This window comes from Nocardiopsis synnemataformans, assembly GCF_965343085.1.
Lineage (GTDB): Bacteria > Actinomycetota > Actinomycetes > Streptosporangiales > Streptosporangiaceae > Nocardiopsis > Nocardiopsis alborubida.
On the sequence record NZ_CBDRFA010000115.1, the window covers coordinates 1 to 22,363 of the forward strand.

The window sequence follows — 22,363 nt, forward strand, 5'->3', positions numbered from 1 at the left end:
AGCAGAGCCCAGCCATTCCCGAACCCCGGGCGTTGGTCGCCCTCCGCCAGGGCACTCCCGCCTTTGGTGCCGCTTGTCGTCGGGCACCCTCACCCCCACCGAACGTCTACCGTTTCCTCGCACTTCCCCGCCCTTTCGCGGCAGCGGGTGCGCTTTCGTCGCCGCCAACGACCCCAGACGAGAACAGCGCAGGGGAGAGACCTGATGACGGCCCCTCCCTACCCCTCAATTCCTTGGTCTTTTCCTACTGTCGGTCGATTGAGGGCATGCCGAAACGCACGTGGGTGGGATCCCCCCTATTTCCAGGAAACCACCTTCACCCCACACCGGGACACCCCCAACCACCACCTGTGGAAAACCCGGTCACCTGTAAGCGACCGACACCTTCAGCACCCCGTGCTTCCGTGCGTCTCTGCTCCCGGGTTTCCGAGCTTCCAGAGCCCCCAGCGCCCCCAGCGCCCCCAGCGCCCGTAGCACTGAGGGTCCATGGACCGAGGTGTGCCAACCAGTGGATCCTGGAGCCGAACACCGCAGTCTGTGACAACCAACCGATCAGCGCCCCGGCCAAGCGGTCGCTGACCTCCCATGACCGCTGATTCAGGACGTGTTCTCCCGTCAACGGTCTAGGAGGCCGGAAGCCGAGGGCCGGAAGCCGAGGGCCGGAAGCCGAGGGCCGGAGACCGAGAGCCGAGGGCCAAGAGCCGGGAGCCGGGAGCCGGAGGTCGGGGACCGGGTCCGGTCCCCGCGAAGCACCAGAAGGCCCCAGCCCCGAGCGGTTCACACCCGCCACTCACACCCGCCCCTCCGGCTCACCCCTCACGTCTCACGCCCACCCCTCAGACCCACCCGTCACGCCCAGCCCGCGTCGTGGGCCAGGATGGCGGCCTGCACCCGGTTGGACATACCCAGCTTGGCCAGGATGCGGCTGACGTGGGCCTTCACCGTGGCCTCGCGCATGCCCAGGTCGCGGCCCGCCTCGGCGTTGGACCTGCCCCGGGCCACCGCGAGGAGCACCGACCGTTCGCGCTCGCTGAGCACCGACAGACGGCGCACGGCCTCGGCGCGGCCCGCCGCGGAGTCGGCGGGGGCGGGCGCGGCGAAGCGTTCGAGCATGCGCTTGGTGACGCTGGGCGCGAGCATCGCGTTGCCCTCGTGGACGGTGCGCACCGCGCCGATGAGGTCGCGCGGCGGGGTGTCCTTGAGCAGGAAGCCCACCGCCCCGGCCCGCAGGGCGCTGTGCACGTACTCGTCGAGGTCGAAGGTGGTCAGCAGGACCACGCGGGGCGGCCGGGGCAGAGCGGTGAGGCGGGCGGCGGCGGTGATCCCGTCGGTGCCCGGCATGCGGATGTCGAGCAGCACCACGTCGGGGGTGAGCTCCTCGGTCAGGCGCACGGCCTCGGCGCCGTCGCCGCCCTCGCCCACCACCTCGATGTCGGGGGCCGAGTCCAGGATCATCCGCAGGCCGGATCTGACCAGGAGTTCGTCATCGACCAGGAGCGTGCGGATCACCTTCGGAAACCTCTTCCTCCGTGCCGGATGGATCGTCGGTTCGCACGATAGCGCGCAGACGCCACCCGCCGTCGTGGCACACCCCCGCGCTGAGGCTGCCGCCGGAGAGCACGACGCGCTCGTGCAGCCCGGTCAGCCCGAAGCCGCTGCGGGGCATGGGCGAGGCCGGGCCCCGGGCGGGCGCGTTGGCCACCTCCACCTCCAGCTGGCGGTCGGCGTAGTGCAGACGTAGGGTGACGGCGGCTCCGGGCGCGTGCTTGGCGGCGTTGGTCAGCCCCTCCTGGACGATCCGGTAGGCGGTGCGCTGGGCGCCCGCCGGCAGCGGGCGGACCTGCCCGGTCTCCTCACGGTGGACGGGCATCCCGGCGGTGCGCCACTCCTCCACCAGGCGGTCCAGGTCGGCCAGGACCGGCTGGGGGGCGGTGGGCGCCGCGTCGGTGTCGTCGCGCAGCACCCCGAGGATGCCGCGCAGTTCGGTGAGGGCCTCGCGGCCGGTGGTGCGGATGAGCCCGGCGGCCTCGACGGTGCGCGGGTCCTGAGAGGAGACCTCCAGCCCGCCCGCGTGCAGCACCATGAGGCTGACCCGGTGGGCGACCACGTCGTGCATCTCCCGGGCGATGCGGGTGCGCTCGGCGGTGATGGCCTGCTCGGCCATCATGTGCTGTTCGCGTTCGAGGCGTTCGGCGCGCTCGTGGAGGCGGTCGATGAGCTGGCGGCGGGTGCCCACCCACAGGCCGAAGATCATCGGCACGACCAGCAGCATGCCGATGAGGAAGACCTGCCCGAGGGGGTTGGCCTCGTAGGCGACGACCAGGGCCAGGCTGTACATGGCGAACCAGCCCACCAGCAGGCGCCGGTTGTCGCGGTACACCGCGTACGAGTACAGGGCGATCACGGCCGGGACGAAGTTGGCGAAGCACAGCAGCAGCACGAGCGCGGTGACGAGCATCCACTGCGGGAAGCTCCGCCGCAGGAGCACCGTGGCGCCGGCGAACAGGACCGGGACCACGTAGAGGACCACCCCGGTGACCAGGGCGAGCGCGATGTTCACGTTGGCCAGGACCGTTGGGATCGCGGGGATGAGCCCGCCGAACAGGCCGAGCTGGAAGCTGCCCACCAGTTGCAGGAACCCGCTGAACGGCAGCGGCAGCACGGCGTAGAGCACGTCGGCGATGGTCAGGCGGCGGGCCCACCACCACTCACGGTCCTTGTTCAGCAGGGCGTTGGCGTCTCTGCCCCGATCGCTCAACCAGCTCCTCATGCTGCGGAGTCTACGGCGGCGCCCCCGGTCGGCCCGTGCGCGCGCCGGACCCGGTCCCGTGCGGTCCGATCGTCGGTCCCCGCGCGAAAGCCCAGGCGGGGAAGGATCCGTGGCGGGATCGCCACAGTGGGTGATCCGCCGACCCCCGACGAAAGTCGGTACGTCGGCCAAACGAAGGAGTCGCGAACCCGCCCGTTACCGTTCCTTTGGCCGAGTCGCGGATCGGCCCCGCGGGGGACGCCCGGGCCGGGCGGGCGGACCTAGCGTGGTGGGGAGCCGAGACGGAAGAGCCCGTCCGGTCCGCACACCATCCCCGAATCCTGGAGCTGTCTGCCGTGACCGAGTCCACTGTGAAGCCCGACCCCACGGTCACCTCACCGCCGGTGGTGGTCGCCCGGGGCCTCACCAAGACCTACGACACCGGCGACAGCCAGGTCCACGCCCTGGCCGGGGTGGACGTGGAGTTCCACCGGGGGGCCTTCACCGCGATCATGGGCCCCTCGGGGTCGGGCAAGTCCACCCTCATGCACTGCCTGGCCGGGCTGGACGTGCCCACCGCGGGCACCGTGCACCTGGGCCGCACCCAGATCACCGGCCTGCGCGACGCCGAGCTCACCCTGCTGCGCCGCGACCGGATCGGGTTCATCTTCCAGTCGTTCAACCTGCTGCCGATGCTGACCGCCGAGCAGAACATCCTGCTGCCGTCGCAGATCGCCAAGCGCGGGGTCGACAAGCAGCGCTTCGACCACATCATCGACGTGGTGGGCCTGCGCGACCGGCTCAGCCACCTGCCCGCCAAGCTCTCCGGCGGCCAGCAGCAGCGCGTGGCCGTGGCCCGCGCCCTGCTCAACGCGCCCGAGGTCGTCTACGCCGACGAGCCCACCGGCAACCTGGACTCGCGCTCGGGCACCGAGGTGCTGGCGTTCCTGCGCGACTCGGCCCGCGACCTGAACCAGACCATCGTCATGGTCACCCACGACCCCGTGGCCGCCTCCTACGCCGACCGCGTGGTCTTCCTGCGCGACGGCCGTCTGGTGGACGAGGTCGTCGACCCCACCGCCGAGCTGGTCTCCGCGCGGCTGCTGAAGCTGGAAGAGGCCTGAGGGACATGCTGCGCACCACACTCGCCGGGCTGCGGCTGCACAAGTCCCGGTACGTCACCACCGTGCTGGCGATCCTGCTGGGGGTCATGTTCGTGTCGGGGACCATGGTCTTCGCCGACACCCTCAACGCCAGCTACGAGAAGTCCGTCATGGGCTCGGCCACCAGCGTCGACGCCATCGCCGTCCCCACCGAGCCCGAGTTCGACCCTGAGAGCACGGAACCGCCCGAGGAGCGGGTCCCCTTCACCGACGAGCAACTGGACGGGGTCCGGGCGCTGCCCGAGGTCGCCGACGTGGGCGGGACCCTCCGGGGCCAGGCCGTGCTCCTGGACTCCGAGGGCCGGGCGACCGGCTTCCTGCCGCCCATGGCGCTTGGGCTGAACGGGGTCAGTCGGTTCTCCGCCGACGAGGGCTCGCTGCCCGCGAACGGGGACGAGATCGCCCTGGCCACCTCCACCGCGGAGCAGCTCGGGTTCACGGTCGGCGACACGGTGACCGTGCTCGACCCCGAGGGAGACAAGCGCGACTTCACCATCACCGGGTTGGTCGAGTTCGGTGTGGAACGAATCTACAGCGCCGCGGGCGCCGTCGTCTTCGACCCGGGCACGACCCGGGAGATGACCGGCGTGACGGACTACGCCGAGATCGACGTGCTCGCCGCCGAGGGTTACACCCCGCAGGAGGTGGCCGACGCCGTCGCCGCCGAGCTCGGGACAGCGGCCGACGTGCGCACCGGTGAGCAGCTCGGTCTGGTGATAGCCGACGACGCGGGCGGCGAGACCGCGTTGATACGCACCGCGCTGCTGCTGTTCGCCTTCATCGCGATGTTCGTCGCCGGGATCGTCATCTACAACACCTTCGCCATCCTCATCGCCCAGCGCCAGCGCGAGCTGGCCCTGCTGCGGTGCGTGGGCGCCAAGCGCGGCCAGGTCTTCCGGTCGGTGCTGACCGAGTCGGTGGTCGTGGGGCTGGTCTCCTCCGCCCTGGGCGTGCTGGCCGGTGTGGGCGTCGGCATGGCCGGTGCGACCTTCGGCGGCCCGCTGCTGGGATCCGGGGAGGCGGTGCCCGTGGTGGTCACTCCGACAGCGGTCCTGGTCGGCCTGGCCGTGGGCACCGTGGTGACCGTGTTCTCCGCCCTGGTCCCGGCCACGCGCGCCACCCGGGTGGCTCCGCTGGCTGCCCTGCGCACCAGCGCCACCGCCGCCGGGCTGGAGAAGGGCACCGGCTGGGTCCGCGTCGTCTTCGGTCTGCTGGCCTTCGCGGTCTCGGCCGCTCTGGTCGCCCTGACCCTGAACGCGGACCTGGCCGAGGTGGGTCTGGTCGTCGTGACCGCCGCCGCCCTGATCACGTTCGTGGGCGTGGTCGTGCTGGGCCCGCTGCTGGTGCGCGGAATCGTGCGCCTGGTCGGCGTTCCCCTGCGGAAGGTGGGTGTGCCGAGCATGCTGGCGGTGGACAACTCCACCCGCAGCCCGCGCCGCGCGGCCACCGCGATGATCGCCCTGACCGTGGGCGCCACCCTCATCACCGGCTACTCGGTGATCAGCTCCTCCATCGAGACGACCATGACCCGGACGCTCGAGGAGCAGTTCCCGGTGGACTACCAGGTCTCCCCGCAGCTCTCCATGGAGGGGACCGGGAGCGACGCCGAGGCGTCCGAGGCCCCGGAGGGAACCGAGGGTTCAGAAGCTTCCGAACAGCCCGGAGGCGCCGAGCAGGTTCCCGCCGGTGGCGAGGAGACCGCGGCCCAGGACGCGCCCGCCGAGGGAACGGCCGGAGAGACTCCCGCAGACGGAGCCGAGGGCCCCGCCGAACCCGCGGAGCCGACCGAGGGCACGCCCGCTGGTGAGGGCTCCGGCGGCGAGGCCGCCGACGCCCAGACCAGAACCACCGGGGAGCCGGAGTCCCCCACCGTCCCTAACGAGGTCCGGGTGGCTCTGGAGGGCCAGTCCGCCCTGGGCGAGATCATCGGCCAGCGCAGCACCTACGTCGAGGCGTACGGGGACCAGGGCGTTAGCGTCTACACCTACCCGGGCGCCGAGATCGGCGTCGACCTCACCAGCGACACCGTCGAGGGCGACGTGGCCGACATGGGCCCGGGCAAGGCCACCGTGGTGGAGAGCGACGCCGACGGCGCCGGGGTGGGCGACACCCTCACCCTCCCGACCGAGGACGGCGAGGAGCTGTCCGTGGAGATCGTCGCGGTCGTGGAGGACATGCAGTCCCTGTCGGGCGTGACCCTGCATCCGGAGGACTTCGCCGCGGCCTTCCCTGCGGTGGACGAGGACGATCTGCTGCTCATCCGCGCCGCCGAGGGAGCCGACGCCGCCGAGGTGCGCGACGCGGTCTACACGGCGCTCGAAGACTACCCAACCATGCAGATCGGGTCGGCCGCCGAGATGAAGGACCAGTTCACCGAGATTCTGGACATCGCCTTCTACACCATCGCGGCCATGCTGGGTCTGGCCATCATCATCGCGGTGTTCGGCATTTCCAACACCATGGCGCTGTCGGTGCTGGAGCGCACCCGCGAGTCCGCGCTGCTGCGGGCACTGGGGCTGGCCAGGGGGCAGCTGCGCCGGATGCTGAGCGTGGAGGCCGTGCTGCTGTGCCTGATCGGCGCCGGTATCGGCATCGTGCTGGGCGTGGTGTTCGGCTGGGCGGCCGGGGCCTCGGTCCTGCCGGACATGATCTTCTCCGTGCCCTTCGGCCAGATCGCGGTGTTCATCGTGATCGCCGTCCTGGCCGGGCTGCTGGCCTCGGTGCTGCCCGCCCGCCGGGCGGCGGCCACCTCCATCACGGGGGCGCTGGCCAGCGAGTAGGCCGTCCCCGCCCCGCGGACGCACGCGTCGCCGCAGCGGGAAACGCGCGGGCCCCCTCCGCCCTGAGGCGAAGGGGGCCCGCGCTCTCGGCGTTCTTCCCCTCGCCGAACAGGGTCTTCCTCCGTCCGGGGCCGCACCACGCGTGACCCGCCTCGGACGCCACGTCCCGGGCGGCACGCCTCAGGCGGCGTAGTGCCTCACGTGTCCGGGGCCCCGGTGTCCCTGGGGTCCTCGGCGTCCGGAACGTAGCCCGCCGTGTCGGTGCTCCGGTCGCGCTCGTCGTCCCGGTCGCCGTGGGGCGTGTCCGCCGGATGCTCGTAGGGCCTGTCGGGGTGCTCGCTCCGCACTGCCGCGCCCTCGTCGACGTCGGGCGTGACGTCGTCGGACTCCTCGTGCATGGCCTCCTGCTCGGCGCTGCGGGTCTCCCCTCCCCAGCTCTCGCGCGGGTAGAGGTCGCTGCGCTCGGAGCGCACGCCCTCGTCGATCCCCCGCGGCTCGGCCGAACTGTCGGTCCCCGGCATGTCGGGGTCCTCGAAGTCGTACTCCTGGATGTCGTAGTCGGCCTCGATCCGCCGCTCCCGGGCGACGGCCTTGCTCAGCTCGGGGTCGTCCCCCATGTCGGTGTCCACGTCATAGGGCTCTTCAGTCATGGTCGCCCCCTTTCCCTCGTTAGTCCCGTGCCCCAAACCGGCGTACCTATGTCACCCGCGGGCGCACGGGGCGGCGGGGCGGACCGGAGGCGGCCGCGCGGCGGGACCCGCTACCGGCGGCGGCCGCGCTCGGCTCGACGCAGCAGCAGCGGGCGCAGGGCGGCCTCCAGCGCGACGGAGCCGTCGAGCTTGCTCTGGCCCACCACGCGGTCCTCGAAGTGGATGGGGATCTCCACCATCTTCTGTCCGCGCCGGTAGGCCCGGTAGTGCATCTCCACCTGGAAGGCGTAGCCGGTGCTCTCGATGCCGGGCAGGTCCAGGACGCGCAGCGCCGAGGCCCGCCAGATCTTGAAGCCCGCGGTGACGTCACGGATCGGGATGGACAGCACGGTCTTGACGTAGGTGTTGGCCCAGCCGCTCAGGAGGCGGCGGCTGAGGTTCCACCGCTCTGACAGGCTGCCGCCGGGGACGTAGCGGCTGCCGATCACCACGCCCGCGTTGGTGGCGTGCAGGGTGCCGAGCAGCTGGGGCACGTAACCCACGGGATGGCTGAGGTCGGCGTCCATCTGCACCACGTAGTCGGCGCCCTCCTCCAGGGCTCGGGTCATGCCCGCGACGTAGGCGCGGCCCAGGCCGTCCTTGCTCGTGCGGTGGACGACGCCGACGCGTCCGGCGAACTCGACCGCGAGCTTGTCGGCGACCTCGCCGGTGCCGTCGGGGGAGCCGTCGTCCACGACCACCACCCGCAGCCGCGGCAGGTCCAGGGCCATGAGCTGACCCACCAGCACGGGGAGGTTGTCCGCCTCGTTGTAGGTGGGAACGACCACCGTCACCCGGGAGTCGGCCCAGGGTGCGGGGAGCGCCACGGGTTCGGGGGTGACGCGCACGGGCGGGGAGGACGGCTGCTGGGGAGTCGGCTGGGAGGACATGCGCGGCGGCTCCTGCGGGATCGGACGGGTGGTGCGGAACGGGCGGAGCGTACGCGGGATACGCGTGTGAACGGTAGGGTACGCGGTCCTTTCCTCTGTTCGCAGAGGAGAAGCCCCCCTTTGTCCTTCCCTCACTGCCCCCGCTCCTGGGCGACCACCGCGACGTGGACGAGGGCGCCCGTCTCCTCCAGGGTCATCAGCACCTCGGGGTCGGCGCTGCTGTCGGTGACCAGGTGGGCGATCTCCTCGGGGGCGACGGTGGGCACCATGGTGTCGGCGCCGATCTTGGTGTGGTCGGCCAGGACGATGGTCTCCTCGGCGCAGGCGGCCAGGGCGCGGTCCACGCTGGCCACGGCCGGGTTGGGGGTGCTCAGGCCGCGGTCGGCGCTGACCCCGTTACCCGAGAGGAAGGCCCGGTTGACACGCAGTCCGGCCAGGCTCTCCTCCGCCGCGGCCCCGACCAGGGCCCGGATGGGGCCGTGCAGGGTACCGCCGGTCACGACCACCTCGACACCGGAGGCACCGGCCAGGACGTCGGCGACGCGCAGGGAGTTGGTGACCACGGTCAGGTCGGTGCGGGTGAGGAGCGCGCGGGCGAAGGCCTCGGCGGTGCTACCGGGGCCGATGGTGACGGCGTCGCCGGGGCGGACCAGGCGGGCGGCCGCGGTGGCGATGGCGGCCTTCTCCGCGGCGCACTGGCCGCTCTTGCCGGAGTAGCTCTGCTCGTGGCCGATCCTCCCGGGCAGGGCGACCCCGCCCCGGCGGCGGTCGACCAGCCCCTCGGTCTCCAGCGCGCGCACGTCGCGGCGGATGGTGACCTCCGAGGCGCGGACCTTGACGGCGATGTCGCGCAGGGACATGGTGCCGTTGGCGCGCACGAGTTCGAGAATGCGCTCCCGACGCTCGGCGGCGAACGCCGGACGGTTCTCCTCGACCATGGACCCACTTCCGTGCTCTGTTCGGGCACGGGCCACGGTCCCGCGCGACTCCCTAGACTACGGACCCGTCGGCGGTGGGGACCCGTCCGGGCCGGGCGACCTCCTCGGGTGCCGACTGCTCCGGAACCCTCCCGGAGGCGGTTTCGGCCCCCTCGGCCTCCGCGGCGGCCTCCTCCTCGGAGGTCTGGGGCCCCTCCCGCAGGAGGGTGACGACGACGATCGCCGTGAGCGCCACCAGACCGACGAGCGCTCCCGCGCCGAGCAGTACCACGACAGACATCTGGGCCTCCCAGGGGACGGGCTGACCTGCCAATAACCGAATTCCCGGTTTGGGTTGACCTCACACCACCGAACGCGGGGAAGATCGGGACACAATGGGGGGCATGAAGCTCGATCCGGCACCACTGCCCACCGAGGTGTGGTGGGTACGCACCTCAGCCGCCGACGACCGCCTGCTGCGCCTGTTGGACGAGGAGGAACGGTCACGCAACGCCCGCTTCCGGCTCCAGGCCGACCGCGACCGGCACCTACTGGGCCGGGCGGTGTCCCGGCTGCTGTTGGCCGAGCGGGCCGACTGCCCGCCCGAGAAGGTGACCTTCGCTTTGCGCTGCCGTTCCTGTGAGGAGAAGGAGCGCGCGGGCGCCAGCCGGGGCGAGGACTCCGCGCAGGGCCCGCACGGCAAACCGCACCCCTCCGGCCCCGCCGAGGGGTGGGAGGTCTCCGTCAGCCACTCGGGCGAGTGGGTGGTGCTGGCCCTGGCCCGCGAGGTGCCCGTGGGCGTGGACGTGGAACGCGTGTCCCCGGCCCGCGACCTGGAGGGCCTGGCGGGCTACACGCTGGGCGGGCCCGAACAGCGGGCCTGGGAGCGCCTCTCCCCCGCCGACCGGGTCGGTGCCTTCTTCCGCTACTGGGCCCGCAAGGAGGCGCTGCTGAAGGCGACCGGCCTGGGCCTGTCCGGCGGGATGCGGCGGGTGCTGGTGAGCCCGGCGGACGCCGCCCCCGAACTGCTGGCCTGGGAGGGCGGCGGGGGGCCGGAGGCGGTGGCGCTGGCGGACCTGGACGTCGGGGCGGCCTCGGACCGGGGCGGGGAGGAGTACCGTTCCGCACTGGCGGCGCTGACCGACCGGCCGCTGGAGCTGGAGCTGCGTCCCCACGAGGAGACCGTCAGGCTGCTGCGCTCCCGGCTGGGCGGCGGCTGAACCCCCGAGGGGCGGCCGGGCCCCGGGAGAGGACTGGGACCTCCCGGTGCCGGGCCGCCCCCAGCCCCCTCAGGCGTTCTCGCGGGCCAGGTGGCGGCTGATGACCATGCGCTGCACCTGGTTGGTGCCCTCCACGATCTGGAGCACCTTGGCCTCGCGCATGTAGCGCTCGACGGGGAAGTCGCGGGTGTAGCCGTAGCCGCCGAAGACCTGCACGGCGTCGGTGGTGACCCTCATCGCGGTGTCGGTGGCCAGGAGCTTGGCCATGGCGGCCTGCTTGCCGAAGGGGCGCCCGGCGTCGCGCAGGCGGGCGGCGGACAGGTAGAGCTCGCGGGAGGCGGCGACCTGGGTGGCCATGTCGGCGAGCATGAAGCCCACGCCCTGGAAGTCGCCGATCACGCTGCCGAACTGGCGGCGTTCGCGGGAGTAGCGCACGGCGGCGTCGAGGGCGGCCTGGGCGAGACCGACCGCGCAGGCCGCGATGCCGAGGCGTCCGGAGTCGAGGGCGGACAGGGCGATGCCGAAACCCCTGTCCCGCTCGCCCACCAGGGCGTCGGCGCCGAGGCGGACGTCGTCGAAGAGGACCCCGGCGGTGGTCGAGGAGTTCATGCCCATCTTGCGCTCGGGGGCCGCCGATCCCAGGCCGGGGGTGTCCGCGGGGACGTGGAGGCAGCTGATGCCGCGGGCGCCGGAGTCGGGGGAGCCGGTGCGGGCGAAGAGCGTGTAGTAGTCGGCCTGGCCGCCGTGGGTGATCCAGGCCTTGGCGCCGTTGACGCGGTAGCCGTCCCCGTCGGCCTCGGCGCGGGTGGCCAGGGCCGAGGCGTCGGAGCCCGAGGCGGCCTCGGACAGGCAGTAGGCGCCCAGGAGGTCGCCGCCGAGCATGCCGGGCAGGCGGGCGTCCTTCTGCGCGTCGGAGCCGAAGGAGGCGAGGGGGTAGCAGGACAGGGTGTGGACGCTCACGCCCAGGCCGACCGCGAGCCAGCCCCGGGCCAGCTCCTCCACCACCTGGAGGTAGACCTCGTAGGGCTGGTCCCCGCCGCCGTACCGGCCGGGGTAGGGCAGGCCGAGCAGTCCGGCGCCGCCGAGCACGCGGAAGACCTCGCGCGGGAACAGGCCGCCCTCCTCGTCCCCGGCGGCCCGCGGGGTGAGCTCCTTGTCCACGATCTCCCGGGTCAGTTCCAGGAGCTGCTCCGCCTCGGGGGTGTGCAGCGTACGTGCGACCGTCATGAACCTCTCCCGCGCCTGTCCGACATGTGGACACCTAGTAGGACGTCCAACTATATGGTGACGCACAGCACCCTCGCTCCACAAGCCGGGTGCGCCCGGCGCTCCGGTCCCTTGGACAACGCACCGCCCTGGCCGCCGTTCCGTTAGACGGGGCGGGTCGCCGCGCCCGCGGCGACAGCACGTCTGTACACGAGCCCCCTCCTCGTCCTAGATTCCACGCATGGACCTCGAACTCCGCCACCTGCGCACCATCTGTCTCCTGGCCGACACCGGCAGTGTGACCAAGGCGGCCGCCGCGCTCTCCACCTCCCAGCCCGCACTGACCACACAGCTCCAGCGGATCGAGCGCGAGGTCGGCGGTCCGCTGTTCCACCGCGGACGTTCGGGGGTCCGCCCCACCGAGCTGGGCGAGTTCGTGCTGGTGCGCGCCCGCTCGGTCCTGCTGTCCATGGACGACCTGCTGCACGACATCACCGCGCGCGGAGCCTCCCCCACCACGCTGCGCGTGGGCGGGGTCGGGCCGCTGACGCTGGAGCTGTCGGCCCGCATGCCCGAGGTCTTCCCGAACGTGCCGGTCCACGTGCGCACGGAGTACTCCCCCAAGCTGGTCACCGACCTGGTCCGTGCGGGCCGCCTGGACCTGGGGACCACGATCGACTACGTGGACCGCGACCTGTCCACGGACGGCCCCCTGTCCTGGGCGATGCTCTCGGTGGAGCCGCTGCACGTGGCGCTGTGGGCCGACCATCCCCAGGCGAACCGGCCGCTGGTCCGGCTGGGCGACCTGGCGGGGTCCCCGTGGGCGCTGACCCCGCCGGACGGCACCGGCTGGCCGGAGTGCTTCTACCTGGCCTGTCAGCGGGCCGGGTTCACCCCCGAGGTGCCCTACCGGCTCTATGACCGCTCCGAGATCCGCGACCTCATCGCCGACCGCCGGGCGGTCGCGCCGTGCCAGCCGGACTTCGACACCGGTCCGGACGTGGTGATACGCCCCCTGGAGGGCGCACCCATCCAGCTGCGCCACCTGCTGGTCTGGCGGCGCGACAGCCCGATCCAGCAGGCCTCCGACACCATCGCGCGGCTGGCCCGCGAGATCCTGCGTGGCCCGTCCCGCACCCTGGACCCCGTGCCCTCGGGCTCCGCCGGGTCCGCCGCCGAGACCGCGGGCGGCTCCGTGTCCGGTGTCGGCCATACGCCGGGCGAGCGGTGCGGCGGACGCGCGCCAGGGGCTCTCAACGGCTGATCCGGACACACTCCGCCCCCTCCCACCTGGACACACGTCACATGACGACCGGTCGGTTTGCGCGGTCGGGCGACACGCGTAGAGTGTTTACCCGCAAGTAACGTACTGGTGAGTAGACGTACCCCCGCAGTCCGCTCCGCAGACACGTACCTCCCCCACGGGCCCCGCCCCGCCCGTTCCGCGAAGGCACGACCGAGTCCAGGACACCATCATGCGACCACTGAGAATCCTCTCCTCGACGCTGGCCGTCACGGTTCTTCTCACCTCCTGTTCCAGCGGCACGGACGGCTCCGACAGAGCCGACACCCGCGGAGTGACGGACGACGCCGTCGTCATCGGCACCCACCAGCCGCTCACCGGGGCGGCCTCCCCGGGTTTCCGACACGTCTCCACCGGCGCCCGCGCCGTGTTCGACTACATCAACGACAACGGCGGCATCCACGGCCGCCGGATCGAGTACCAGGTCCAGGACGACGCGTTCGACCCCGCGCAGACCCTGGAGGCCACCCGCAGCCTCATCGACGACCAGGAGATCTTCGCCATGCTCGGCGGCCTGGGCACCCCCACCCACGAGGCCGTGATCGAGGAGCTCAACGAGGCGGGCGTCCCCGACCTGTTCGTCTCCTCCGGCGCCCTGGCCTGGGACCAACCCGAGGTCTACCCCTACAGCTACGGCTTCCAGGTCGACTACACCCGGGAGGCCAAGATCCAGGGCCAGTACATCGCCGAGAACTTCCCCGGCGACCAGGTCGGCCTGCTCTACCAGAACGACGATGTGGGCCCCTCCTCCCACGCGGGGGTCGAGCAGTACCTCACCGAGGAGATCGTGGCCTGGGAGTCCTACGACCCCGGCGTCCCCGAGCTCGCCGGACAGGTCGAGGAGCTCAAGCGGTCGGGCGCCGAGGTCGCCGTCTGCTACTGCATCCCCGCCTTCCTGGCCCTGGCCGTCCTGGAGGCCACCGCGATCGGCTACACCCCGCAGTGGGTGGCGCCCAGCTTCGGCGGCGACGTGGCGGTGGCCACCGGGCTGATCGAGGAGTACGCGCAGGGCACGGCGGCCGAGAACGTCCCGCCCGAGGCCTTCCTGGACGACCTGATCATCACCGCGTTCCTGCCGATGGCCGCCCAGCGCGAGGACCCGTGGACCGAGTTCTTCCTGGAGATCCACGAGCAGTACAACGAGGGCACGCCCTTCACCGACACCACCGTCTACGGCATGGTGCAGGCGGTCCTGTTCGCCCAGGTGCTGATGCGTACCGGCCCCGACCTGACCCGGGAGAGCCTGCTCGCCACCCTCAACTCCCACGAGTGGACGGGACCCGGTCTGGTGCCGTTCAACGCCACCGAGAACGACCACAGCGGCTACGCCGGGGTGATGGTGGTGCAGCACCACGCCGGTGAGGAGCCCGAGGTCCTCCAGGAGCCCATGGTCACCGACAGCGGCGGCGGGCAGATCCTGCCCTTCGAGCTGGACCGCCCCGCGCCCGACGAGGTGGCCCTCTTCGGGGGGTCCGGCGGGTAGACCGGAGGACCGGTGGCGGTGCCCGAGCGGTACCGCCACCGGTCAGGGCACGGCGGACGGCACGGCCGTCACAGGAGCGCGGGTGTCCGCGACCGTCGCGAAGACGCGGGTGTCCGGGGCGGGTCTCAGGCTCGCGTTCGCCCGCGGCGCGAGCGCATCCACCAGAGCGCGCCGATCACCACCGCGAGCACCGCCCCGGCCACGGCCACCGGTAGTCCCAGGTCCGTGCCCCCGACGCCGACCAGCACCAGCGCCACCGTGCTGGGCACCCCGCCCAGGAGCGTGCCCAGCGCGAAGGGCCACATCCGCATCCGGGTCAGACCGAAGCCGTAGTTGACCACCTGGTAGGGGATGACCGGGATCAGCCGCAGCTGGAGCACCGCCAGGAGGGCGCGCCCGCCCGCCAGGGCCTCCAGCCGGGTGCGGGCTCCCTCGGGCAGCCGCCGGTCCACCGCGTCGCCCGCCACGTGGCGGGCGACCGAGAACTGGGCCAGGGCGGCGCACACCCCGCCCGCCACGGCCAGGACCAGGCCCAGGGACATTCCGAAGAGCAGGCCAGCGGCGGCGTTGAGGGCGGGCCGGGGCAGGAAGGCGAACACCCCCAGCAGGTACACGCTCAGGTAGGCCAGTGGAGCCGCCGCTCCGGCGTCCTCCACCCAGGCCTGGAGGGCCTCCAGGTCGGGGCCCCACAGCAGTGCCGACACCAGCAACGCCGCCCAGAGCAGCAGCAGGACGAGCCGCGACACGTCCGCGGTGCGCACACCGCGCGTGTCCTCACCCATGGCCACAGCGTACGCCCGGTGCCGGACCCCCACAGAACCGACTGATCCACGCTGTTCGGGACGGACGCATAGCTTTCCGCGTTGTTGTAACGAACAGGATGCCCGCGGCACTCGGGGCGCTCGGGACGGACGGCGCACTCGGGGCGCTCGGGGCGGTCCGCGCTATTCGGGACGGTCGGAATGCCCGAGACGCTCAGGGCCCTCGGGTTCCTCGGAGGCCTCGGGGAGGCGGAGGATGAACGCCGCCCCGCCGAGCAGTTCGCTGTGCCCGGCCAGCAGGCTGCCGTCGTGGGCCCGCGCGATCTCGCGGGAGATGGCCAGTCCCAGGCCGCTGCCGCCGGGATCGCGCTCCCGCGACTCGCTCAACCGCGCGAAGCGCTCGAAGATCCGCTCCCGTTCCCCCGGCGGGATCCCCGTCCCGTCGTCGTGCACCTCCACCACGGCGAAGCCGTCCTCCCGCCGGACGATGACGTCGACGCGTGACCTGGCGTGCCGGTCGGCGTTGGCGACCAGGTTCGTCAGGACCCGCACCAGGCGCAGGCGGTTGGCGTCGACGTGGACCGGGCCGGAGGAGTGCAGCCGCAGTTCGGGATTGCGGCGTTCGGCCAGGAACTCCTCCGCGACCAGCGCCGACAGGTCCAGCCGCTCCTGGACGGGCGCGGTCCCGGTGTCCAGGCGGGCGAGTTCGAGCAGGTCGGCGACGATGTTCTCCAACCGCTCGGTGTCCGAGAGCAGGCCGGTGAGCAGCCGCTCACGCATGCGGGGGTCGGGATCGGGGTCGGAGAGCTCCATCTCCAGCTTGATCCGCATCCCGGCGATGGGGTTGCGCAGCTCGTGGGAGGCGTCGGAGACGAACCGCCGCTGCCGGGTGACCGCCTCCTCCATCCGCTCCAGGCTGTGGTTGGCGGTACGGGCCAGGTAGGCGATCTCGTCGTCGCTCCTGGGCACCGGGAGCCTGCGGTGCAGGTCGCTGGCGGAGAGGGTGTCGAGCTGGGCCCTGATCTGCTCCACGGGGCGCAGCGCGCGGCCGACCCCGTACCAGACGGTGAGCCCGGTGATGGCGAGCAGCACGCAGGACATCACCACCAGCGCGTCCTCCAGCACGTGGGTGGCCACGACCTGTGGCGTGCCCACCGCCGCCAGGACCACGACGTCGCCGTAGGCCGTGTCGTCGACGGCGTAGCCCGACACCAGCAGACAGGTCCTGGGGTCGATGCCCGCGACCTGCCCGCAGACCGTGGTGTCCACCCGCGGATCGGAGGCGGCGGGACGCTCGGCGGTCAGCTGCGGCTGCCCCTCCAGGGCGTCGCTGGAGGCGAGCACCTCGCCGGAGTCGCGCGCGACGACCTGGATTCGCAGGACGGACTCCCCGTCGGGGATCAGCTCCGGATAGCGCTGGACCGCGATGTGGTCGGCGACGTCGCGGGCCTCCTCCGCCGCCAGGTCGCGGACCTGCTCGACGATCGCCTCACGGACGAGGAAGATGGTCAGGGCCAGGCCCAGTCCGGTGACCACGGCCAGCGCCGCGACCGCGCCGAACGTGACCCGGGCCCGAATCGACCGGGGACGTATCCGATCCCATACCCTCCCGGGCCCGTCATCCCAACCTGGCATCGACCCATTGTCACCCAGGGGGCCGGACATCCGTCGAAGCGACGGCGGTGTGGCGGCGGTCGGCGAGCGGACCGGCGGTTACTGCTCGTAGGGGGACGGCGGGTCGCTGACCTCCTCCATCTCCAGGACCTCGAACTCGTGCTGGCTGACGTCGGCGATGTCGCCCTCGGGCTCGACCCAGGTGCCGCGCACCGTCCACCAGGTGTCGGTCTCCGGCGCGGGCTCGTTGGAGACGTGCACCTTGTTGACGATGGCGTCGGCGGCGCAGCAGGACATCTGGAGGCGGGCCAGGAACCAGCCGTCCCCCTCGGGATCGGGCACCGCGAAACCGGTCAGCTCGACCTCGCGCCCCGCCAGCTGGCGTTCCTCGTCCACCCAGGCGCGCATCACGAACTGGCGGATGTCCATCGCGACGACCTCGCCGGACCCGGCCTCGGCCAGCCCGTCGTCGAAGCGGCCGGGGCGCGCCTGCTCGGGCGGCGGGGCTGAGGAGGCAGCGGTGGACTCCACGGTGTAGGCGCCCAGCGCGGGCGGGGCGACGACGAAGACCGCGAGCACCGGCAGCAGGAGCAACCAGGCCACCCTGGGAGCGCGGGAGTGGTCGTGCCCGTGGTCGTTTCCGTGGTCGTCGGCGGGGTGGTCGGAGTGGTCGGAGTGGTCCTCGGAGGCGGTCGCGGCCGCCCTCTCCCCGCGCAGCTCGACCACGATGATGAGCACGCCGAGCACGGCCATGACCACACCCGCGGCGATGAGGAAGGGACCGAAACCCGCCTTGACCCAGTTGAGGTAGAGGTCGGTGGCCACCGTGCTGGTCAGCGCGGCGGCGCCGAGCAGGACGAGGGTGAGCCCCTGGGCGATACGGTTCACAGGATCAGGCCTCCGATCAGGAAGGTGCTGAGCAGCCCGACCAGCAGGCACAGCGGTGCGAAGCGCACCACGAAGCGCCAGCCGAACACGCCCGCCTGCATCGCGATGAGCTTGAGGTCGACCATCGGGCCGATCACCATGAACGCGAGCTTGGCGGTGGGCGAGAACTCGGTGAGGCTGACCGCGACGAACGCGTCGGCCTCGGAGCAGATGGACAGCAGGATGGCGAGCAGGGCGAGCACGAGCACCGAGACGACCGGGAGCCCGGCCACCGTCACCAGCCACTCGCGCGGGACCAGGACGTTGAGGGAGGCCGCGGCCAGGCCGCCGACCACGAGGTAGCCGCCCGCGTGCATCATGTCGTGCAGCATGGACTCGCGGAAGACGACCCACCGGGACTCGCCGGGGGCGTGCGTGCGCGTGGGCAGGCGCAGCCAGTCGGTGCGGCCGAAGCGCACCCAGATCCACCCGACGACCACGGCGGCCAGCAGCGAGGCGACGAACCGGGCGAGCACCATCTCGGGCTGCCCGGCGAAGGCCACCGCGGTGGCGATCATGACGATCGGGTTGATGGCGGGCGCGGCCAGCAGGAAGGTCAGCGCGGCGGCGGGTGCGACCCCGCCCTTGATCAGGCTTCCGGCGATGGGGACCGAGGCGCACTCGCATCCGGGCAGCAGGGCGCCGGAGGCCCCGGCCACCGGCACCGCCCGTGCGGGGTTGGAGGGGATGAGGCGCTGGTAGACCGAGGTCGGGACGAACGCGGTGAGCGCCGCCGACAGCGCGACTCCGAAGACCAGGAAGGGCAGCGCCTGGAAGCTGATCGCGGTGAAGATGGTGGCCCAGGCCAGGAAGGCGTCGCTGGTCAGTTGGTCGGTGACCCAGGCGTGCCCCATCGCCATCGCGGTGATGAAGAGGGCGAACAGCCAGACCGTCCCGGTTCTGCGCTGACCGCTCCTGCGCCCCCAGTCCTCGGGGGGCAACTCGTCGCCGCGGTCGCTCCACCCCCCGGCGAGGGTGTCACCGAGCGAGGCGGAGGCGTTGGGCGGGGCGGAGCCGGGCGCGGCGAGGTCAGGTGCGGCGGCGGGCGTCGTCCGGTCGGACACGGTGGTACTCCGCGGTGGTCGGGTGGGAACTCCACGCATCGTACCGAAAATCGTTTTCGCCCGTCAGCGTCCCACTCCGGCCTGTGGACAACCGCCTCCCGGATGCAACCGAGATAGCCCATCCCGGCCAGGAAAATAGTCTTCTGCGCTCCCCACACACCCACGTACCACACCGGTCCCGCAGGCACCATCGCGGCGAGCGCCCGCGGCCGGTCCCCGGGCCTGCGGGCCACCACCAGGACGAGCGCGACGGCGCACCAGCCCGCCGCCGCGTTGGTGAACAGCGCCCCGATCCCCAGGGCAGCAGCGCCGCCCCGAGGGGGAGAGCGCGCCCAGGGCGGGCCCGGCCACGGCGGCCACGAGGAACACCGGAGGGGAGGGGGAACGGGGGGAGGGGGCTACCTTCGTCATACCCGGTTATCGCTCCGTGCCGGAGCCCCGGTTCCCCTCCTCGGGGCCGTCGTCGCCGTCGGAACGGTCCGCGTCACCGGCCTCGTCCACGGCCGTCGCGCCGTGCGACTCCGCCTCCCCCGGGCCGTTCTCCTCCCCGTCCCGTTCGTGCTCCGCCGCGACGGCGCCCGGGTCCGGGGGCGCCTCTCCCTCGTCGCGGGGGACGTCCTCGGGCTGGGGTCCGGAGGCCGGTCCCCAGCACTCCACGTTCCGCAGACCGGGCATCTTGGCGAGCGTGAACTGGGGGTCCAGGCCGTTGCGCAGCTGGCGGCTGTAGTCGGCCAGCAGCCGGAAGGCGATTCCCGACAGCGGCGCCAGGGCCAGCAGGTTGACGGTGGCCATGACGCCCATGGAGATGTCGGCGAGGCTCCACACCAGGGTCAGGGGCGCCACGGAGCCGAGGAAGACCGCCGCCAGGACCGCGTAGCGGAAGTAGGTCATGTGCTGGGGGCTGCTGTCCAGGAACTGGAGGTTGGTCTCCCCGTAGTAGTAGTTGCCCAGCACGGAGGTGAAGGCCAACAGGAAGAGGATGACCGTGAGCGCGTGGACCGACCACTCGCCCAGGCTGGCCTCCAGCGCCCCCTGCGTGACCTGGATGCCCATGTCCTCGCCGTACTGGGGACCGTGGACCAGGACGATGAAGGCCGTCACCGAGCACACCAGCCAGGTGTCGAAGTACACGCCCAGGGTCTGCACGAGTCCCTGCTTGACCGGGTGGGAGACCGAGGCGGTGGCACCGGCGTTGGGAGCCGACCCCAGGCCCGCCTCGTTGGAGAACATGCCGCGCCGCATGCCCTGGACGATGGCCGTGCCCACTCCCCCGGCGACGAACTCGCGCGCGCCGAACGCCGACGCGAAGATGTCGCCGACGACCCGGGGCAGCTCCCCTATGTTGAGGGCCACCACCCACAGGCCGAGCAGGATGTACAGGACGGCCATGAGCGGGACCAGCGCCTGGGCGGCGCGCGCGATGCGCCGGACCCCGCCGAAGATCACCAGCGCGGTCAGGCCCACCAGCACCAGCCCGATCACGGCCGACAGCAGCAGGCCTGGCGTCCCCCCGAGGGTGCCGACGGAGGTGGACACGGCTGCGGCGATGCTGTTGGCCTGCACCGTGTTGAACACCAGGCTGAAGGTCACGGTGATGATCACCGCGAACAGCACGCCCATCCACCGCCTCCCCAGCCCCTTCTCCATGTAGTAGGCCGGGCCGCCCCGGAAGCCGGTGCTGGTGCGCACCTTGTACAGCTGGGCGAGGGTGGACTCCACGAACGCCGCGGCGCCCAGCACCGCGGCCATCGTCCACATCCAGAACACCGCGCCCGGGCCGCCCAGGATGATCGCGGTGGACACGCCGACGATGTTGCCCGTCCCCACCCGCGAGGCGGCCGAGATGGAGAAGGCCTGGAAGGAGGAGATCTCCCGCCTGCCGTCGGGAGCCACGCCCGGGGCGCTGCCCAGGACGCGGAACATCTCCGGCAGCAGGCGCACCTGCACGATTCCCGAACGCACCGTGAAGTAGACGGCGAGGACGATCAGGAGCGGGATGAGGAAGTAGCTCCAGAAGAAGTCGTTGACGGCGACGACTGCGTTGTTCACGCGCTCCCCTTCAGGCGGTCCGGTCTTCGGCAAGTGTCCACGTCACCGGGGGTGGGAGGTCGTGCGGACACGCGAAAGAGCGGTAAAGGACCGTAACGGGTCAACAACCCGCCGCGGGCACATGATCGGGCCCCGGCCTGTGGTGGGGGCGCCCATGGTCAGCCGTGCCCGCGCTCCCTACGGTTCCGGACATGAGACAGAAAGCCTCCTTCGGGCGGGTGGTCACCGCCAGCCTCATCGGCACGACGATCGAGTGGTACGACTTCTTCCTGTACGGGTCGGCCGCCGCGCTCGTGTTCAACCACGTCTTCTTCCCCGAGTCCGACCCGCTGGTCGGCACCATGCTGGCGTTCACCACCTACGCGGTGGGGTTCGTCGCGCGCCCGCTGGGCGGCCTGGTCTTCGGCCACTTCGGCGACCGGATCGGCCGCAAACAGCTGCTGGTCATCAGCCTGCTGCTGATGGGCGGATCGACGTTCGCGATCGGCCTGCTGCCGACCTACGCGGCGGTCGGCCTGGCCGCGCCGCTGCTGCTGACGCTGCTGCGGGTGGTCCAGGGGTTCGCCCTGGGCGGCGAGTGGGGCGGCGCGGTGCTGCTCGTCGCCGAGCACGGCAAGCCGCAGCACCGGGGGTTCTGGGCGTCCTGGCCGCAGGCGGGCGCTCCGGGCGGCAACCTGCTGGCCACCGCCGTGCTGGCGGTGCTGGCCCTGGTGATGAGCGACGCGGCCTTCCTGTCCTGGGGCTGGCGCATCCCGTTCCTGCTCTCGGGCGTGCTGGTGCTCATCGGCCTGTGGGTCCGCCTGGCGGTCAGCGAGTCACAGGTCTTCCGCGACGCGCACGAGCGGGCGGCGGCCTCGGCCCGTCCCGAGCGCGCCCCGATCCTGGGCGTGCTGCGCGACCACTGGCGCGAGGCCCTGGTGGCCATGGGTGTGCGCATGGCCGAGAACGTGTCGTACTACGTCGTCACCGCGTTCATCCTGGTCTACGCGACGCAGGAGGCGCAGATGCCCAACGGTCAGGTGCTCAACGCGGTGCTCGTCGCCTCGGCGGTGCACCTGGTGACCATCCCCGCCTGGGGAGCCCTCTCGGACCGGATCGGCCGCAGGCCGGTGACCGCGCTGGGGGCCGCGGGAGCGGGGCTGTGGGTGTTCGCCTTCTTCCCGCTCGTGGACGTGGGGACCTTCTGGTCGGTGACCCTGGCCGTGACGGTCGGGCTGGTCCTGCACGGGGCCATGTACGGCCCGCAGGCGGCCTTCTTCTCCGAGCTGTTCAGCACCCGTGTGCGCTACTCGGGCGCGTCGGTGGGCTACCAGCTGGCGTCGATCGTGGCGGGCGGGCTGGCCCCGCTGATCGCGACGGCCCTGCTGGCCTCGTTCGGCAGCAGCGTGCCGATCTCGCTGTACGTGGCCGCCATGGCCGTGATCACCCTGGTCGCCGTCGCGGTCTCCCGCGAGACCAGGGGCCTCGACCTGCGGGAGGTGGCAGTGTCCGAGAGAAGTGGGTAACCCCGGAAAAGGGCCCGGGGGGGGGGGGGGGGGGGCGCGAGGG

18 protein-coding genes are annotated in these 22,363 nt (G+C 72.2%); 6 read left to right on the forward strand and 12 right to left on the reverse strand.

All coding sequences use genetic code 11. The features are described 5' to 3' along the window. Window positions 1–849: 849 nt before the first annotated feature. Together ACSIH6_RS37235 and ACSIH6_RS37240 are read right to left on the reverse strand one after the other, a co-directional pair. Window positions 850–1,509 (reverse strand): response regulator, encoded by a 660-nt coding sequence (locus tag ACSIH6_RS37235; RefSeq protein ID WP_061081391.1) that lies wholly within the window; start codon window positions 1,507–1,509, stop codon window positions 850–852. Then, entirely contained in the window at window positions 1,484–2,770 is a 1,287-nt protein-coding gene (locus ACSIH6_RS37240; RefSeq protein WP_435113178.1) for a sensor histidine kinase, read from the reverse strand. The genes ACSIH6_RS37235 and ACSIH6_RS37240 overlap by 26 nt, the downstream gene beginning before the upstream one ends. A gap of 335 nt (window positions 2,771–3,105) precedes the next feature. Between ACSIH6_RS37240 and ACSIH6_RS37245 the strand changes: the two genes are divergently transcribed. Next, a complete protein-coding gene (locus ACSIH6_RS37245; RefSeq protein WP_435113180.1) occupies window positions 3,106–3,873 on the forward strand; it encodes an ABC transporter ATP-binding protein in 768 nt (255 codons plus the stop codon). A gap of 5 nt (window positions 3,874–3,878) precedes the next feature. Beyond that, window positions 3,879–6,692 (forward strand): ABC transporter permease, encoded by a 2,814-nt coding sequence (locus ACSIH6_RS37250; protein ID WP_435113182.1) that lies wholly within the window; start codon window positions 3,879–3,881, stop codon window positions 6,690–6,692. Window positions 6,693–6,889: 197 nt separating this feature from the next. Here the strand turns inward: ACSIH6_RS37250 and ACSIH6_RS37255 are convergent, their stop codons facing one another. The 4 genes from ACSIH6_RS37255 to ACSIH6_RS37270 form a co-directional block, all read right to left on the reverse strand. Beyond that, the gene (locus ACSIH6_RS37255) at window positions 6,890–7,321 is read right to left on the reverse strand and encodes a hypothetical protein (RefSeq protein WP_435113210.1); all 432 of its coding nucleotides are present in this window, start codon (window positions 7,319–7,321) and stop codon (window positions 6,890–6,892) included. A 131-nt stretch (window positions 7,322–7,452) separates the two neighbouring features. After that, complete coding sequence (locus ACSIH6_RS37260) at window positions 7,453–8,271, reverse strand: polyprenol monophosphomannose synthase (RefSeq protein ID WP_435113184.1); 819 nt, start codon at window positions 8,269–8,271, stop codon at window positions 7,453–7,455. A 131-nt stretch (window positions 8,272–8,402) separates the two neighbouring features. Next, on the reverse strand, window positions 8,403–9,209 hold the full coding sequence (locus tag ACSIH6_RS37265) for a DeoR/GlpR family DNA-binding transcription regulator (protein ID WP_435113186.1): 807 nt from the start codon (window positions 9,207–9,209) through the stop codon (window positions 8,403–8,405). Between the two features lie 52 nt (window positions 9,210–9,261). Beyond that, the gene (locus tag ACSIH6_RS37270; RefSeq protein WP_435113188.1) at window positions 9,262–9,489 is read right to left on the reverse strand and encodes a hypothetical protein; all 228 of its coding nucleotides are present in this window, start codon (window positions 9,487–9,489) and stop codon (window positions 9,262–9,264) included. Between the two features lie 94 nt (window positions 9,490–9,583). Between ACSIH6_RS37270 and ACSIH6_RS37275 the strand changes: the two genes are divergently transcribed. Next, on the forward strand, window positions 9,584–10,408 hold the full coding sequence (locus ACSIH6_RS37275; RefSeq protein WP_435113190.1) for a 4'-phosphopantetheinyl transferase family protein: 825 nt from the start codon (window positions 9,584–9,586) through the stop codon (window positions 10,406–10,408). 69 nt (window positions 10,409–10,477) lie between these two features. Here ACSIH6_RS37275 and ACSIH6_RS37280 read toward each other — a convergent pair whose 3' ends face one another. Next, window positions 10,478–11,635, reverse strand: coding sequence for an acyl-CoA dehydrogenase family protein (locus tag ACSIH6_RS37280; protein WP_435113192.1), 1,158 nt, complete (start codon window positions 11,633–11,635; stop codon window positions 10,478–10,480). 220 nt (window positions 11,636–11,855) lie between these two features. On the opposite strand from ACSIH6_RS37280, the gene ACSIH6_RS37285 reads away from it, so the two are divergent. Together ACSIH6_RS37285 and ACSIH6_RS37290 are read left to right on the forward strand one after the other, a co-directional pair. Then, window positions 11,856–12,878, forward strand: a complete 1,023-nt coding sequence (locus ACSIH6_RS37285) for a LysR family transcriptional regulator (RefSeq protein WP_435113194.1) — start codon at window positions 11,856–11,858, stop codon at window positions 12,876–12,878. A gap of 211 nt (window positions 12,879–13,089) precedes the next feature. Then, window positions 13,090–14,400 (forward strand): ABC transporter substrate-binding protein, encoded by a 1,311-nt coding sequence (locus tag ACSIH6_RS37290; protein ID WP_435113196.1) that lies wholly within the window; start codon window positions 13,090–13,092, stop codon window positions 14,398–14,400. A gap of 125 nt (window positions 14,401–14,525) precedes the next feature. Here the strand turns inward: ACSIH6_RS37290 and ACSIH6_RS37295 are convergent, their stop codons facing one another. The 5 genes from ACSIH6_RS37295 to ACSIH6_RS37315 form a co-directional block, all read right to left on the reverse strand. Beyond that, a complete protein-coding gene (locus ACSIH6_RS37295) occupies window positions 14,526–15,182 on the reverse strand; it encodes a TVP38/TMEM64 family protein (protein ID WP_435113198.1) in 657 nt (218 codons plus the stop codon). A gap of 162 nt (window positions 15,183–15,344) precedes the next feature. After that, the gene (locus tag ACSIH6_RS37300; RefSeq protein WP_435113200.1) at window positions 15,345–16,796 is read right to left on the reverse strand and encodes a sensor histidine kinase; all 1,452 of its coding nucleotides are present in this window, start codon (window positions 16,794–16,796) and stop codon (window positions 15,345–15,347) included. A gap of 78 nt (window positions 16,797–16,874) precedes the next feature. Further along, window positions 16,875–17,663 (reverse strand): TIGR03943 family putative permease subunit, encoded by a 789-nt coding sequence (locus ACSIH6_RS37305; RefSeq protein WP_435113202.1) that lies wholly within the window; start codon window positions 17,661–17,663, stop codon window positions 16,875–16,877. Next, the gene (locus ACSIH6_RS37310; RefSeq protein ID WP_435113204.1) at window positions 17,660–18,766 is read right to left on the reverse strand and encodes a permease; all 1,107 of its coding nucleotides are present in this window, start codon (window positions 18,764–18,766) and stop codon (window positions 17,660–17,662) included. Before ACSIH6_RS37310 ends, ACSIH6_RS37305 begins: the two co-directional genes overlap by 4 nt. 417 nt (window positions 18,767–19,183) lie before the next feature. Further along, window positions 19,184–20,815 (reverse strand): alanine/glycine:cation symporter family protein, encoded by a 1,632-nt coding sequence (locus ACSIH6_RS37315; protein ID WP_435113206.1) that lies wholly within the window; start codon window positions 20,813–20,815, stop codon window positions 19,184–19,186. 191 nt (window positions 20,816–21,006) lie between these two features. Here ACSIH6_RS37315 and ACSIH6_RS37320 point away from each other — a divergent pair, with 191 nt between their 5' ends. Beyond that, window positions 21,007–22,320, forward strand: coding sequence for an MFS transporter (locus tag ACSIH6_RS37320; protein WP_435113208.1), 1,314 nt, complete (start codon window positions 21,007–21,009; stop codon window positions 22,318–22,320). Window positions 22,321–22,363 lie beyond the last annotated feature (43 nt).